The following is a 13,964-nucleotide window of genomic DNA, read 5'->3' as shown; positions in this document are numbered from 1 at the left end:
CATGCGGGTAGCGATCGCGGGAGCGGGGGCCGTCGGCCGTTCCATCGCCCAGGAGCTGCTGGAGAACGGGCACGAGGTCCTGCTCATCGACAAGGACCCCAAGGCCATCAAGGTCGAGATGGTGCCGCGCGCCGAGTGGCTCCTGGCCGACGCCTGCGAGATCTCCTCGCTCGACGACGCCGCGCTGGAGCGCTGCCAGGTCGTCGTGGCCTCCTCCGGTGACGACAAGGTCAACCTGGTCGTGTCGCTGCTGGCCAAGACCGAGTACGGGGTGCCGCGCGTCGTGGCGCGGATCAACCACCCGAAGAACGAGTGGCTGTTCAACGAGTCGTGGGGCGTGGACGTCGCCGTCTCCACCCCGCGCCTGCTGTCGGCGCTCGTCGAGGAGGCCGTCAGCGTCGGCGACCTCGTCCGGCTGATGACCTTCCGCCAGGGCGACGCCAACCTGGTCGAGCTGACCCTGCCCGACGACGCCCCGCTCAACGGCCAGCGCGTCGGCTCGGTGCGGTGGCCCCGCGACACCGCCCTCGTCGCGATCCTGCGCGAGGGCCGGGTGCTGGTCCCCTCCGGCGACGACACCCTGGAGGCCGGCGACGAGCTGATGTTCGTCGCCTCCCAGGACGTCGAGGACGAACTCGGAGACCTGCTCTCCCGCTAGCGGAAACAGGATGAGGGCGGCCCCTGGCACGGGGGCCGCCCTCATCTCTCGGGCGAAGCCTGGGTCGGACACCGGGCGGTCAGTCGCCGGTGTAGTCGGCCTCCAGGGCCTCCACGTAGCGGAGGACCGCGAGGTTGGCGACCGAGGGATGGCCGCCGAGCGGTGCGGCCGCCTCGGCGCCCGCGGCTGCGGCCGCCGCGGCGATCTCGCCGGGTTCGGCGTCGAACACGAACGGGGACAGGGCGGGACGCACCGCGCCCATGCCCTTCAGCTCATTGGTGGCCGCGGCGAGCGCTTCGGGATCACCGAGCGGTGCGGTCACGACGGGGACGGCGAGACGGGAGGCCAGCAGGACGGCGGTCACTTCGGTGCCCTCGCTCACGATCCGCGCGGCCAGCACGACACCGTCGGCGGCCGTCACCATGCTCATCATCCGGATCCGGTCGGCACGGGCCAGCCCGGCCTCGGCCAGCCGCAGATGCAGCGCCTCGGCGAGGATCGGGTGCGGCCCGAGCGGGTCGGCCACCAGGACCGGCAGCTCCGAGAGGCCCTCGCGCAGCGGGGTCTCGAAGGCGGGGTCCGGGTTGAGCAGCAGCGGCACGACGACGGCGGCAGGGCTGCCGGTCAGCGCGCCGAGGCGGGAATCCGCGCCCGTCGTCACGGGGACGCCCGGATGGGCGGCCTCGATGTTACGGGCGAGCTCGGCCATGACCTCGTCGGAGGCGCCGGCCAGGACGACGGTGGGGGAGTCGGCGGGGAGAGTGAAGGAGCCGCCGCGGTGCCGGCCGCCGCGGCGTCCGGCGCGGCGCCGGGTGGGCAGCATCGCCGAGCCGGGGTTGAGGTCCGGCGACACATCGGGGAGTTCTGTCACGCCTTAAAGGGTAGTCCCCTTGGTTCCCGGCTTGTGCGATACATTCCCATTCGTCACACCGATCATTGAACACCGGAGGCCTGCCGGGCATGCGCCGTTCCCGCAGTCAGCCGATCCGGTCGGCGATCGTCTCTCTGGTCACCGTCCCGATCGTCGCCCTGGTGCTGCTCTGGAGCCTGACGGCTTTCGGCACCTATGACAACGGGATCGAGCTGGCGCACGCCCAGAAGACGAACACGCACCTGGTCAGGCCGACGCAGGCGCTCATCAAGGCCCTCCAGTACGAGCGCAGGCTCTCCCTGGCCTCGATCGCCGGTCCGGGGAACGTCGAGGCGACCCGGCTCGCCGACGCCCGTGAGCGCACCGACGGCGCCCGCGACGTCTACATCCGCGACACCGCCGACAAGGACCTGCTGAGCACGCTGTCGCCGGCTCTGAAGGAGAAGGCGGCCCGGTTCTCCACCGACCTGGGCGGCCTCGGCCCGGTCCGGACGCTGGCCGGGGCCCGCAAGCGCCAGGACGTCTTCGAGGCCTACAACCGCCTCATCGCCGACGGCTACACGATCTTCCGGACGGTCTCCTCCCCGACGGCGGGCATGAAGGCCGACATCGACGTCCTGGTCTCCCTCGGCCAGGCGCGCGAGTCCACCTCGCGGATCGACGCGATCGTCGCGGGCAAGCTGGCCTTCGAGGGCAGGCCGATGCGCCTCGCCCCCTGGGACCGCGAGCAGATCGCCCGTTCGGCCGGTACCCGCGACTTCCTCTACGACGACTCGCTGGAGCAGCTCACGCGGGGCGACCACGAGCGGTACACCCTGCTGCGCAAGAGCGACGACTTCAGGACGCTCGTCGAGCTGGAGAACCGGATCATCTCCGGCGGCGTGGTCGACCAGGGCGCCTGGGACACCGTCGCGCTGAGCGTCAACAACCACCAGCTCGACCTGGAGAGCCAGGCCGTCGACGGGATCGCCGAGCGGGCCCAGAGCGATGCCGGCGGCGTGCTGCTCAAGCTGGCCCTCGGCACCCTGTTCGGGCTGATCGCGGTCATCGTGTCGATCGTCGTGGCGTGGCGGGTCGCGCGCCGCCTCATCCGTGAGTCCCGGGCCCTCGCCGACACCGTCGGCGGGTTCACCCGCGACCAGCTCCCGGTCCTCGCAGCGCTGGTCCGCAAGGGCGAGAAGGTCGAGGACCCCGGCGATCCGGGCGTCCACTTCAGCGTCACCGAGATCGAGCGGATCTTCCGGTCGTTCGTGTCGGCCCGCAGCGCGGTGCTGGAGGCCGCCCACCACGAGGCGCAGACCATGAAGGGCGTCAGCGAGGTCTTCGTCAACCTGTCCTCGCGCCAGCAGGCCCTCCTGCACCGCCAGCTCACCCTGCTCGACCAGATGGAACGCGACGCCGACGATCCCGAGGAGCTGGAGCGCCTGTTCCAGCTCGACCACCTCGCGACCCGCATGCGGCGGCACGCGGAGGGCCTGGTCATCCTGTCGGGCAAGAGCCCCGGACGCGGCTGGCGGCAGCCCGTCCCGCTCATGGACGTGGTCCGCGGCGCGGCGTCCGAGGTCGAGGACTACGCGCGGGTGCGGGTGGCGCCGATGCCGCGCAAGGCCCTGATGGGACCGGCCGTCGCCGACGTCATCCACCTGCTGGCCGACCTCATCGAGAACGCCGTCCAGTACTCGCCGCCGGACACCCCGATCGAGGTGTCGGGCCAGGGCGTGGCGTCCGGGTACGTCCTGGAGATCGAGGACCGCGGCCTGGGCCTGCCTCCCGAGTCGTTCGAGGAGCTCAACGCCCGGCTGGCGGCGCCGCCGGAGTTCAACCTCAACGACAGCGCCAGGCTCGGCCTGTTCGTCGTCGCCAGGCTCGCCCGGCGGCACGGCATCAAGGTGCAGTTGCGGCCCTCGCCCTACGGCGGCACCACGGCCGTGGTGTTCCTGCCGCAGGGCCTGGTCGCCGCGGACCTGCCCGAGTCCGCGCCCGCGCCGGAGCCCGCCGTCGCGCCCGCCCCCGCGCTCGTCGAGGTCGCCTCGGGGCGCACAGCGGGAGGCCCGCAGCCGGCCCTCAGGCCCGCCGAGGCCGCGCCGACCGGCGAGACCCACCTGGACCTGCCCAAGAGGCGCCGCAAGCCCGCCCCGCCGACCGGCACCACCCAGCCCACGCCGATCGTCGGGGACTCGCCCGACCGGTCGCCCGAGGACCTCAGGCTCCGCATGTCGGCGATGCAGAAGGGCTGGCAGCGGGGCCGTATCGAATCCGCATCCGAATCCGAGGAGAACCCGTGACGGAGCCCGGCGATCTCAACTGGCTGCTCGACAGCCTGGTGAACCAGATCGCACAGGTCAGACACGCCATCGTCCTGTCCGCCGACGGCCTGGTCATCGGGTCCTCGCGCGGCCTCGCCCGGGAGGACGCCGAACATCTCGCGGCGCTGTCCTCCGGCTTCCAGAGCCTGGCCCGCACCACCGCCGACCACTTCAGGGGCGGTGCGGTGCGGCAGAGCATCGTCGAGATGGACGACAGGTTCCTGTTCGTCACCGCGGCGGGATCCGGTGCCTGCCTGTCGGTCCTCACCGACGCGGACGCCGACGTCGGCGTCATCGCCTACGAGATGGCCATGCTCGTGACCAGGGTCGGGCGGCATCTGTCGGCCCGGCCCCGAGAGCAGGCGGTGCGGTGAACGGGCACGAGTGGCTCGACGCCGAGGCGGGGCCCGTGGTGCGGCCCTTCGCTGTCACCGGAGGGCGGACCCGCCCGGCCGGATCAGATCTCGATCTCATGACACTCGTGGTGTGCGCGGCGGAACCGGTGTACGGTTCGCTGCTTCTGTCCCCCGAACACGAGGCGATTCTGGAATGCGCCCGCAGCCCGCTGACGGTGGCCGAGGTGGCCGCGTCGCTGGATCTCGCGGTGGGCGTCGTCCGGGTTCTTCTCGGCGATCTCCTCGCGGAACGGCGCATCTCCATCCGCCGTCCCGCGCCGGTCGCGCAGTTCCCCAACAGCAGGATCATCGAAGAGGTTATCCATGGACTCCAGGCCCTCTGAGGCCGAGCTGGCGGTCAAGATCCTCGTCGCCGGCGGGTTCGGCGCGGGAAAGACCACGCTCGTCGGCTCGGTCAGCGAGATGCGACCGCTTCGGACCGAAGAACAGCTCACCGAACGCAGTGTCGGCGTCGACGAACTGACCGGGGTGGAACGCAAATCCACCACGACGGTCGCGATGGACTTCGGCCGGATCACGCTGCGGACCGGGCTCGTGCTCTACCTGTTCGGCACGCCGGGCCAGGACCGCTTCTGGTTCATGTGGGACGAGCTGGCCGAGGGCGCGCTCGGCGCCGTCGTCCTCGTCGACGTCCGGCGGCTGGCCGACTGCTTCGCCTCGATCGACTACTTCGAGCGGCGCGGGCTCCCGTTCATCATCGCGGTGAACAACTTCGAGGGGGCCAGGACCTACACCCCCGACGACATCCGCATCGCGCTGGACCTCGACCCCGAGGTTCCGGTCGTCGCCTGCGACGCCCGCAGCCGCGAATCCAGCAAGCAGGTGCTGATCTCCCTGATGGGCCACGTCATGACGGCCATGGCCCGGCGGTAGATCTTTTAGGGAAGCTTACCCGGCACAGGCGTAGCGGAGTTAGGAGATGATCCGGCGGCGGATTAGAACGGTTACCTGATCAAGAAGAGCAGACCAGGGGGCCGTCATGATCCATTCGCTCAGGCCCAGTGGGCGCGCGATCGCCGTGGTCACGGCGATCGCGGTCACGGGGTTCACGCCCATCATCGCCGGGGTACCGGCCCACGCCGACGGACCGGTGTATACGCACGTCAAGCGCAAGGCCCAGCACAAGAAGCAGAAGCAGAAGCAGAAGCAGAAGAACAGGGCGAAGAAGGCGGCTGTCCAGGCCCCCGCCCGCCTGTCCCTGAAGACCGGCGGTCCCACCACGCCGCTCCTTCCGGGCAGGACCTACACCTGGCCCTACTCCATCACCAACTCCAGCCCGGCCCGCGCCGAGGCGGTCACCTTCCGCACGCCGATGCCGTCGGGCCTGGAGTTCGTCTCCGCCCAGGGCGACTGCTCGTGGGCGGGCGGGCAGGCGGTGTGCGCCCTCGGCTCGCTCGAGAAGGGCCAGGTCGTCAACGGGCTGCTCAGCGCCAAGGTCTCCCAGGGCGCCCAGCCCGGCTCGGCCGTCAACGGCATCGCGACGGTCGACTGGAGCAAGGGCGCGACCAGCACCTCGTTCCCCTCGTCCACCATCGCGCCGACCGCCGACGTCGTCGTCACCAAGAGCGCGCCGGGCACGGTCTTGCCGGGGGACGCCTACGAGTACGAGCTCAACGTCGTGAACCGCGGGCCGGCCGCCGCGGAGAACGTGGTGCTCAACGACGCGATCGTGCCGCTCACCCGCAAGGCGGGCCCGGTGCAGATCACCAGGGCGGACTCCGCCTGCGCGGTGAACTCGGCGGAGACCGGGCTGACCTGCGACCTCGGCACGATGGTGACCGGGGCGCGCCAGACCATCGGCGTCCGGGTGAAGCTCGGCCCCGCGGTGAAGCCGGGCACGGTCATCGCCGGTCCCGCCCTGGCCAAGACGCCGACCTTCGACGTGGACCTGTCCAACAACGACGCGGACTCCCGCACGAGGGTGAAGGCGCCCGTGACGGCCGCCGCCTCGGGCCTGCACCAGCTCCCGGCCACCGGCAGCGACACCCAGACCATGCTCGACATGGCCCTGGGCCTGCTCGGGATGGGCCTGATCCTGCTGCGCCTGGGCGTCGTACGCCGCCGCCGCGGCTGACCCCGCGCGGCCGCCAGGCCCCGCCGCCACCGCCCCCGGCTCCTCCATTGCCGGGGGCGGTACTTTCGTTTCCCATATGGGAGCGCTCCCAAATCGCTCTTGTGTCCTGGCTCACTCTGGTCTACCTTCTGTCGAAGCGCTTCGAATCGAAGCGCTTCGACGCTGGTGAGACGTCGATGTGAAACGTCGGGGGCGACCACCCCTGGAGGACCCGATGCAGAACAAGAGCAGGCTCCTGGCCGTCTTCACGGCGGGGCTGCTGGCGCTGGCCGCGTGCGGCGGCGGTGGCGGCGACGGCAAGGACGGCGCCGACAAGCCGTCCGGCGCGAAGGAACTGCGCCTGTGGCACTACGAGAGCGCCGACGGCGCGATGGGCAAGGCCTGGACGGCCGCCATCAAGAAGTTCGAGGAGACCCACCCCGGCGTGACGGTGAAGTTCGAGGAGAAGTCCTTCGAGCAGATCAACCAGAGCGGCGCCATGGCCCTCAACTCCGCCGAGGCCCCCGACATCCTGGAGTACAACAAGGGCAACGCCACCGCGGGCCTCCTGGCCAAGCAGGGCCTGCTGACGGACCTGTCCGACGTGGCGGTCAAGCGCGGCTGGGACAAGCTGCTCAGCCCGTCGCTGCAGACCACCGCCAAGTACGACGACCGCGGCATCATGGGCGCGGGCCAGTGGTACGGCGTCCCGAACTACGGCGAGTTCGTCACGGTCTACTACAACCGCGACCTCTTCGAGAAGTACGACCTGGCGGTCCCCACGACGCTCGACGAGTTCACCAAGGTGATGGACGCGTTCGTCGCGAAGAAGATCACTCCGCTGGCCAACGCGGGCGCCGAGTACCCCGCCCAGCAGTACCTCTACCAGCTCGCCCTCAGCAAGGCCGACCGGTCCTGGGTCGACAAGTACCAGCTCTACAAGGGCAAGAACGACTTCAACGACCCGGCCTGGACCTACGCCGCGCAGACCTTCTCCGACTGGGTCGGCAAGGGCTACGTCGCCAAGAACTCCGCCGGCACCAAGGCCGAGGACATGGGCGTCGCGTTCATGAAGGGCGACTACCCGATCCTCGTCTCGGGCAGCTGGTGGTGGGGGCGCTTCCAGAGCGACATCAAGAAGTTCCAGTGGGGTTCGTTCCTGTTCCCCGGCAACACCCTCAGCGCGGGCTCCAGCGGCAACCTCTGGGTTGTGCCGAAGAACTCCAAGGCCAAGGACCTGGCCTACGACTTCATCGACATCACGATGAGCAAGGAGATCCAGAACCTGCTGGGCAACTCCGGCGGCGTCCCGGTGGCGGCCGACCCCGCGGCGATCACCGACCCGAAGTCCAAGGAGCTCATCGAGCTGTTCACCAAGCTGAACACCTCCGACGGCCTGGCCTTCTACCCCGACTGGCCCGCGCCCGGCTACTACGACGTGCTGGTCCAGAACACCCAGAAGCTCATCAACGGCAGCGCGACCCCGGGCAAGTTCCTGGAGTCGATCGCCAAGCCCTATGACGAGAACCTCCAGGACAACGGTCTTGGCGACTGAGACCGGCAAGCGCGTCCGGGCGGCGGGCGGACCGCAAGGGACGCCGCCGCCCGTGCGGCACCGCACCTACGCGCTCTATCTGATCCCCAGCGGGCTGCTGTTCACCGTCGTGATCGGCGCCCCGTTCGCCGCGAGCGTCCTGCTGAGCTTCACCCGCTGGCAGGGGATCGGCAGCCCCACCTGGATCGGCCTGGAGAACTACCGCAGGCTCTTCCAGGACGAGCGGTTCTGGCAGTCGTTCGAGCACAACCTGGTGCTGATCCTCGCGATGGCCGTCATCCCGACGCTGCTCGGGCTGGTGCTGGCGTCGGTCCTGTTCGACTTCGTCGGCCGCTTCTACGGGCCGCGCACCGCGAGCGGCCTGCGGGCGGCGTTCTACCTGCCGCAGGTGCTGCCCGTCGCCGTCGCCGGTGTCGTGTGGACCTGGATCCTCAACCCGACCGCGGGGGCGCTCAACGCGATCCTCGAGTCGGTCGGGCTGCCGGGTCAGGACTGGCTCGGCGACGAGAGCCTGGCCCTGCCGAGCGTCGGCGGGATCCTGGTGTGGCTGCAGATCGGCTACCCGGTCGTCATCTTCATGGCCGGGCTCCAGCGGGTCGACCCCTCGCTGTACGAGGCGGCCGAGATCGACGGCGCGGGCTGGTGGCGCAAGTTCCGCCACGTCACCCTGCCGCAGATCCGTCCTGAGATCTTCGTGGTGCTGCTGACCTGCACCATCGCGGCGCTCAAGGTGTTCGGCCCGATCTACGTGCTGACCCGCGGCGGGCCCGGCGGCGCGACCAACGTGCCGTCGTACTTCTCCTACCAGAACTTCTTCCAGAAGACCCAGGTCGGCTACGGCTCGGCGATCGCCACCGTGCTGACGCTCGTCATCGTCGGGGTGACCTTCCTGTTCCTCCGCGCCCAGAACAGAGGGGAGGAGCCCTCGTGATCACCCTCCGGAGGCACGCGGTCCTGACCGCGCTGGTCCTGCTGGCCGTCGTGATGCTCGTGCCCTTCGCGATCGTCCTGATGAACGCGGTGAAGAGCCCGGCGGAGTACTCGGCGGGCGGGCCGCTGGACCTGCCGCACACGATCCACCTGGACGCCCTGAGGACCTTCTGGGAGCGGGTCGACTTCGGCCGCAAGCTGTGGAACAGCGCGCTCATCGCCGGGTCCGTCGCGTTCTTCGCGGTCGTGCTGTCGGTGCTGAACGCCTACGCGTTCGGGATCGGCCGGATCAAGGGCCGCACCTGGATCCTCGCGGTGTTCCTGCTGGCCAACACCCTTCCGCACGAGCAGCTCGTCTACCCGCTGTACTACGGGGCCAAGTGGCTGGGCCTGTACGACACCCGGCTCAGCGTGATCATCATCCTGACGGTCATCCAGGCGGCGTTCGGCACCTACCTGCTGTCGGCCGTGTTCGGAACGTTCCCGCGCTCGCTCATCGAGGCGGCGCAGCTCGACGGGGCGAGCCGCTGGCGGATCCTGTGGCGGGTCGTCGTGCCGATCAGCCGGCCGACCCTGACCGTGCTGATGATCTTCTTCTTCATCTGGACCTGGAACGAGTTCTTCCTCCCCCTGGTCTTCCTCATCTCCAACGACAACCAGACCGTCCCGGTCGCGCTGGCGACCACGGCGGGCGACAAGTACATGGACGCCACGATGCAGAGCGCCGCGTCGCTGCTCGGCGTCCTCCCCGCGATCGTCTTCTTCCTGCTGTTCCAGCGGACGCTGACCCGCGGCATCACTGTGGGGGCCATCAAATGAAGTTCACCGACGGCTACTGGCTCATGCGCGAGGGCGTCTCGGCCGTCTACCCGGCCGAGATCCTGGACGCCTCCGGCGGGCCCGGCACACTGGCGCTGCGGGCACCGGTCGTCCACGTCCGGCACCGCGGTGACCTGCTCAAGGGCCCCGCGCTCACCTTCGAGTGCACCGCCCCGATGCCCGACGTGGTCGGGGTGAAGATCACGCACTTCGCGGGGGCCACCGACCGGGGACCGTGGTTCCCCCTCGCGGCCGACCCGCCGGAGACGGCCGGGATCGTCGGCACGGAGCACGCCTCGCTGACCTCGGGGGCGCTGACCGTCCGGTTCCGGCAGGGCGCGGAGGCCTGGCGGATGGAGGCCGTCGCGGACGGGCGGGTGCTGACCGGCACCTCGGCCAGGTCCACCGCCTATCTGACGACGCCGGAGGGGCCGCACGTGCGCGAGCAGCTCGACCTGGGCGTCGGGACGCACGTCTACGGGCTCGGGGAGCGGTTCGGCCCCCTGGTGAAGAACGGGCAGACCGTCGACGTCTGGAACGCCGACGGCGGCACCGCCAGCGAGCAGGCCTACAAGAACGTCCCCTTCGTCCTCACCGACGCCGGCTACGGGATCTTCGTCAACCATCCGGGGCACGTCTCGTTCGAGATCGGCTCGGAGAACGTCTCGCGGCTCCAGTTCTCGGTGGCGGGGGAGTCGCTGGAGTACTTCGTCATCTACGGGCCGACGCCCAAGGAGATCCTGCGCAAGTACACCGCGCTGACCGGACGGCCGCCGCTGCTGCCCGACTGGTCGTTCGGGCTGTGGCTGTCGACCTCCTTCACCACCTCCTACGATGAGGAGACCGTCACCTCCTTCATCGACGGGATGGCCGAGCGCGACATCCCGCTGTCGGTCTTCCACTTCGACTGCTTCTGGATGAAGGAGTTCCAGTGGTGCGACTTCACCTGGGACAGCCGCACGTTCCCCGACCCGGCCGGGATGCTGAAGCGGCTCAAGGACCGGGGCCTGAGGATCTGCCTGTGGATCAACCCCTACATCGCCCAGGCCTCGCCGCTGTTCGCCGAGGGCGCTGCCCTCGGTCACCTGCTGAAGCGCCCCGACGGCTCGGTCTGGCAGTGGGACCACTGGCAGCCGGGCCTGGCCGTGGTCGACTTCACGAACCCCGGGGCCAGGGCCTGGTACGCGGGCAAGCTCGACGCCCTGCTGGAGATGGGCGTCGACTGCTTCAAGACCGACTTCGGCGAGCGCATCCCCCTGGACGTCGCCTGGCATGACGGCTCCGATCCCGAGCGGATGCACAACTACTACGCCCAGCTCTACAACGAGACCGTCTTCGACCTGCTGAAGGAGCGGCACGGCGAGGGCGAGGCGATCGTGTTCGCCCGGTCGGCGACGGCGGGCGGCCAGAAGTTCCCCGTCCACTGGGGCGGCGACTGCGAGTCGACCTTCGCCGCGATGGCCGAGGACCTGCGCGGCGGGCTGTCGCTCGGCCTGTCGGGCTTCGGCTACTGGAGCCACGACATCGGCGGGTTCGAGGGCACCCCCGATCCCGAGCTGTTCAAGCGGTGGGTGGCGTTCGGGCTGCTGTCGTCGCACAGCCGGCTGCACGGCAGCCACTCCTACCGCGTTCCGTGGGCGTTCGACGAGGAGGCCGTCGACGTCCTGCGGCACTTCACGAAGCTGAAGGAGCGGCTGATGCCCTACCTGCGGGAGGTCGCCCGGGAGGCCCACGAGGACGGCCTGCCGATGATGCGCCCCATGATGCTGGAGTTCCCCGGCGACCCCGCCTGCACCCATCTGGAACGCCAGTACATGCTCGGCTCCGACCTCCTGGTCGCCCCGGTCTTCGACCCCTCGGGCGAGGTGACCTACTACGTGCCCGAGGGCGAGTGGACGTCCGTGCTGGGCGGCGGCACCGTCACCGGGCCGCGCTGGATCACCGAGGTCCACGACGTGATGAGCCTTCCCCTGCTCGCCCGTTCCGGCAGCGTGCTCCCGTGAGCGCCTTCCCGCCGGACTTCGTGTGGGGCGCCGCGACGGCCGCCTTCCAGATCGAGGGCGCCCTCACCGAGGACGGCCGCGAGCCGTCCATCTGGGACGCCTTCGACGGCATCACCACGGGCGAGACCGGGGCGGAGGCCTGCGACCACTACCACCGCTCCGCCGAGGACGTCGGGCACCTCGCGGAGCTGGGGGTGAACGCCTACCGCTTCTCCCTGTCCTGGCCCCGGATCATGCCGGGCGGGCGGATCGAGCGGCGCGGCCTCGACTTCTACTCGAGGCTGGCCGACGCCCTGCTGGAGCGCGGCATCACCCCGTACGCGACCCTCTACCACTGGGACCTCCCGCAGCGGCTGGAGGACGAGGGCGGCTGGCGCGACCGCGACACCGCCCACCGGTTCGCCGAGTACGCCGCGGCCGCCGGCGCGGCGCTCGGTGACCGGATCGGGCACTGGATCACCCTGAACGAGCCGTGGTGCTCGGCGTTCCTCGGCCACGAGACCGGCGAGCACGCTCCCGGGCGCACCTCGCGGGAGGAGGCGCTGACGGCGGCCCACCATCTGAACCTGGCGCACGGGCTCGCGGCCCGGCTGCTGCCGGGCCGGGTCGGCGTCACCCACAACCTGCACGTGTTCCGGGGCGAGCCCGAGGCCGTCCGGCGGGCCGACGCGATCGGCAACCGGATCTTCACCGGGCCGCAGCTCGAGGGCGCCTACCCGCGGGACCTGCTCGACGACACCGCCTCCGTCACCGACTGGGCGTTCGTCCGCGACGGCGACGAGCGCACCGCCCGGGCGCCGCTGGACTTCCTCGGCGTCAACTACTACGCCCCCCACCACCTCGACGGCGGGGACCCCGCGGTGCCCGTCACCGACATGGGCTGGCCGATCGAGCCTTCCGGGCTGACCGAGCTGCTCACCCGGCTGGCCCGCGAGCACCCCGGCCTGCCCCTGATCATCACTGAGAACGGCGCCGCCTTCCCCGAGCCCGTTCACGACGCCCGCAGGATCGGCTACCTGCGCGGCCATCTCCAGGCGGTCCTCGACGCAAGAGAGGCGGGAGCCGATGTGCGCGGCTATTTCGTCTGGTCGCTGCTCGACAACTTCGAGTGGTCCCACGGCTACTCCCGGAGGTTCGGGATCATCCACGTCGACTACGCGACGCAGCGGCGCACGTGGAAGGAGAGCGCCCACTGGTATCGCGGGATCATCTCCTCCGGAAACCCCGGGACGGCCTAAAGTGCCGGTGACGGAACGGGGACGGGCGTTGGTCAAGATCAGCGATGTGGCGCGTCACGCGGGGGTCTCGCCGAGCACGGTGTCGTACGTGCTCAGCGGAAAGCGCACCATCTCCGAGGACACCCGGCGGCGGGTGCAGGAGAGCATCGACGCGCTCGGCTACACCCCGCACGCAGGGGCCAGGGCGCTGGCCAGCAACCGCTCCAACGTCCTGGCGCTGATGCTGCCGCTGCGGCCGGGCATCCACGTGCCCGTCGTCATGCAGTTCGCCGCCTCGGTGGTCACCACCGCCCGCGCCCACGAGCACGACGTGCTGCTCCTCACCCAGGAGGAGGGCGCGGACGGCCTGCGCAGGGTCGCCGGGAGCGCGCTCGCCGACGCGCTGATCGTCATGGACGTCCAGCTGCACGACGACCGGATCCCGCAGCTGCGCACCCTGGACCGGCCGTCGGTGCTGATCGGCTTCCCGGCCGAACCCGACGGCCTGACCTGCGTGGACCTCGACTTCCGGGCGGCCGGGGCGCTCTGCGTCGAGCACCTGGCGGCGCTGGGCCACCGCTGCGTGGACCTCGTCGGCTCCCCGCCGGAGGTCTACGAGCGCGAGACGGGCTTCGCCCAGCGGGTCGCCGAGGGGTTCCGCGAGGCGGGCGCCGCGCACGGCGTCACCTCGGTGATCCATCCCTGCGAGGCGACCCCCGAGGCGGCCCGGCGGACGGCCGAGCGGCTGCTCGCCCTCCATCCCGAGCTGACCGCGATCGTGGTCCACAACGAGCCGATCGTCGCCCCGCTCGTCGCGGCCTTCCGCGACCTCGGGCTGCGGGTGCCCGAGGACCTGTCGGTCGTCGCGCTGTGCCCCGACGAGATCGCCGAGCGGGCACCGATGCCGCTCACCTCGGTCGCCATCCCGGCCGAGGAACTGGGCAGCCGCGCCGTCCAGCTCCTCATGGCCAAGCTCGACGGGCGCCCCGTGCCCGACGCCACCCTGCTCCCACCCCGGCTGACCGTCAGGTCCAGCTCCGCCGTCAGGCGTCCCGCCTGACCCCGGAACGCCCCTGACCCGCGGCCGGCCGGTCCGCGAGGATCTCCTCCCGCCTCACGGTGAACACCACCCCCCC

General features: G+C 70.6%; 13 protein-coding genes. 12 read left to right on the top strand and 1 reads right to left on the bottom strand.

Going from position 1 to position 13,964, the window contains the following annotated elements; all coding sequences use genetic code 11:
• Position 1 precedes the first annotated feature (1 nt).
• Positions 2–658 carry a potassium channel family protein gene (locus ABD785_RS20350; protein WP_344830570.1) on the top strand — a complete coding sequence of 219 codons (657 nt, stop codon included), beginning with the start codon at positions 2–4 and terminating at the stop codon, positions 656–658.
• Between the two features lie 79 nt (positions 659–737).
• On the opposite strand, the gene ABD785_RS20345 is transcribed toward ABD785_RS20350, so the two are convergent.
• Entirely contained in the window at positions 738–1,529 is a 792-nt protein-coding gene (locus ABD785_RS20345; RefSeq protein ID WP_344830568.1) for a sirohydrochlorin chelatase, read from the bottom strand.
• 89 nt (positions 1,530–1,618) lie between these two features.
• Between ABD785_RS20345 and ABD785_RS20340 the strand changes: the two genes are divergently transcribed.
• The 11 genes from ABD785_RS20340 (at position 1,619) to ABD785_RS20290 (ending at position 13,888) form a co-directional block, all read left to right on the top strand.
• The gene (locus tag ABD785_RS20340; RefSeq protein WP_344830566.1) at positions 1,619–3,814 is read left to right on the top strand and encodes a sensor histidine kinase; all 2,196 of its coding nucleotides are present in this window, start codon (positions 1,619–1,621) and stop codon (positions 3,812–3,814) included.
• Entirely contained in the window at positions 3,811–4,209 is a 399-nt protein-coding gene (locus ABD785_RS20335; protein ID WP_344830563.1) for a roadblock/LC7 domain-containing protein, read from the top strand. The genes ABD785_RS20340 and ABD785_RS20335 overlap by 4 nt, the downstream gene beginning before the upstream one ends.
• Positions 4,210–4,244: 35 nt before the next feature.
• On the top strand, positions 4,245–4,574 hold the full coding sequence (locus ABD785_RS20330) for a DUF742 domain-containing protein (RefSeq protein ID WP_344830561.1): 330 nt from the start codon (positions 4,245–4,247) through the stop codon (positions 4,572–4,574).
• On the top strand, positions 4,555–5,124 hold the full coding sequence (locus ABD785_RS20325; RefSeq protein ID WP_344830558.1) for a GTP-binding protein: 570 nt from the start codon (positions 4,555–4,557) through the stop codon (positions 5,122–5,124). Before ABD785_RS20330 ends, ABD785_RS20325 begins: the two co-directional genes overlap by 20 nt.
• A 106-nt stretch (positions 5,125–5,230) precedes the next feature.
• Complete coding sequence (locus tag ABD785_RS20320; protein ID WP_344830554.1) at positions 5,231–6,325, top strand: LPXTG cell wall anchor domain-containing protein; 1,095 nt, start codon at positions 5,231–5,233, stop codon at positions 6,323–6,325.
• Positions 6,326–6,539: 214 nt separating this feature from the next.
• The gene (locus tag ABD785_RS20315; RefSeq protein ID WP_344830551.1) at positions 6,540–7,859 is read left to right on the top strand and encodes an ABC transporter substrate-binding protein; all 1,320 of its coding nucleotides are present in this window, start codon (positions 6,540–6,542) and stop codon (positions 7,857–7,859) included.
• Positions 7,849–8,790 carry a carbohydrate ABC transporter permease gene (locus ABD785_RS20310; protein WP_344830547.1) on the top strand — a complete coding sequence of 314 codons (942 nt, stop codon included), beginning with the start codon at positions 7,849–7,851 and terminating at the stop codon, positions 8,788–8,790. The genes ABD785_RS20315 and ABD785_RS20310 overlap by 11 nt, the downstream gene beginning before the upstream one ends.
• Positions 8,787–9,608: a carbohydrate ABC transporter permease gene (locus tag ABD785_RS20305; protein ID WP_344830544.1), complete on the top strand. Its 822-nt coding sequence runs from the start codon at positions 8,787–8,789 to the stop codon at positions 9,606–9,608. The genes ABD785_RS20310 and ABD785_RS20305 overlap by 4 nt, the downstream gene beginning before the upstream one ends.
• Entirely contained in the window at positions 9,605–11,611 is a 2,007-nt protein-coding gene (gene yicI / locus ABD785_RS20300) for an alpha-xylosidase (RefSeq protein WP_344830541.1), read from the top strand. The genes ABD785_RS20305 and yicI overlap by 4 nt, the downstream gene beginning before the upstream one ends.
• Positions 11,608–12,849, top strand: a complete 1,242-nt coding sequence (locus tag ABD785_RS20295; RefSeq protein WP_344830539.1) for a GH1 family beta-glucosidase — start codon at positions 11,608–11,610, stop codon at positions 12,847–12,849. Before yicI ends, ABD785_RS20295 begins: the two co-directional genes overlap by 4 nt.
• A 46-nt stretch (positions 12,850–12,895) precedes the next feature.
• Positions 12,896–13,888, top strand: coding sequence for a LacI family DNA-binding transcriptional regulator (locus ABD785_RS20290; RefSeq protein WP_344830535.1), 993 nt, complete (start codon positions 12,896–12,898; stop codon positions 13,886–13,888).
• Positions 13,889–13,964: the final 76 nt, after the last annotated feature.

Origin of the sequence: Actinocorallia longicatena (assembly GCF_039534125.1) — a bacterium.
Classification (GTDB): Bacteria; Actinomycetota; Actinomycetes; order Streptosporangiales; family Streptosporangiaceae; genus Actinocorallia; species Actinocorallia longicatena.
The sequence above is the reverse complement of the archived record's forward strand: the minus strand, read 5'-3'. Positions and strand labels throughout refer to the sequence as shown.

Coding starts and splice junctions, on each gene's coding strand:
- ABD785_RS20320 (WP_344830554.1), top strand. CDS start 5,231: ATGATCCATTCGCTCAGGCCCAGTGGGCGCGCGATCGCCGTGGTCACG.
- ABD785_RS20325 (WP_344830558.1), top strand. CDS start 4,555: ATGGACTCCAGGCCCTCTGAGGCCGAGCTGGCGGTCAAGATCCTCGTC.
- ABD785_RS20340 (WP_344830566.1), top strand. CDS start 1,619: ATGCGCCGTTCCCGCAGTCAGCCGATCCGGTCGGCGATCGTCTCTCTG.
- yicI (WP_344830541.1), top strand. CDS start 9,605: ATGAAGTTCACCGACGGCTACTGGCTCATGCGCGAGGGCGTCTCGGCC.
- ABD785_RS20350 (WP_344830570.1), top strand. CDS start 2: ATGCGGGTAGCGATCGCGGGAGCGGGGGCCGTCGGCCGTTCCATCGCC.
- ABD785_RS20315 (WP_344830551.1), top strand. CDS start 6,540: ATGCAGAACAAGAGCAGGCTCCTGGCCGTCTTCACGGCGGGGCTGCTG.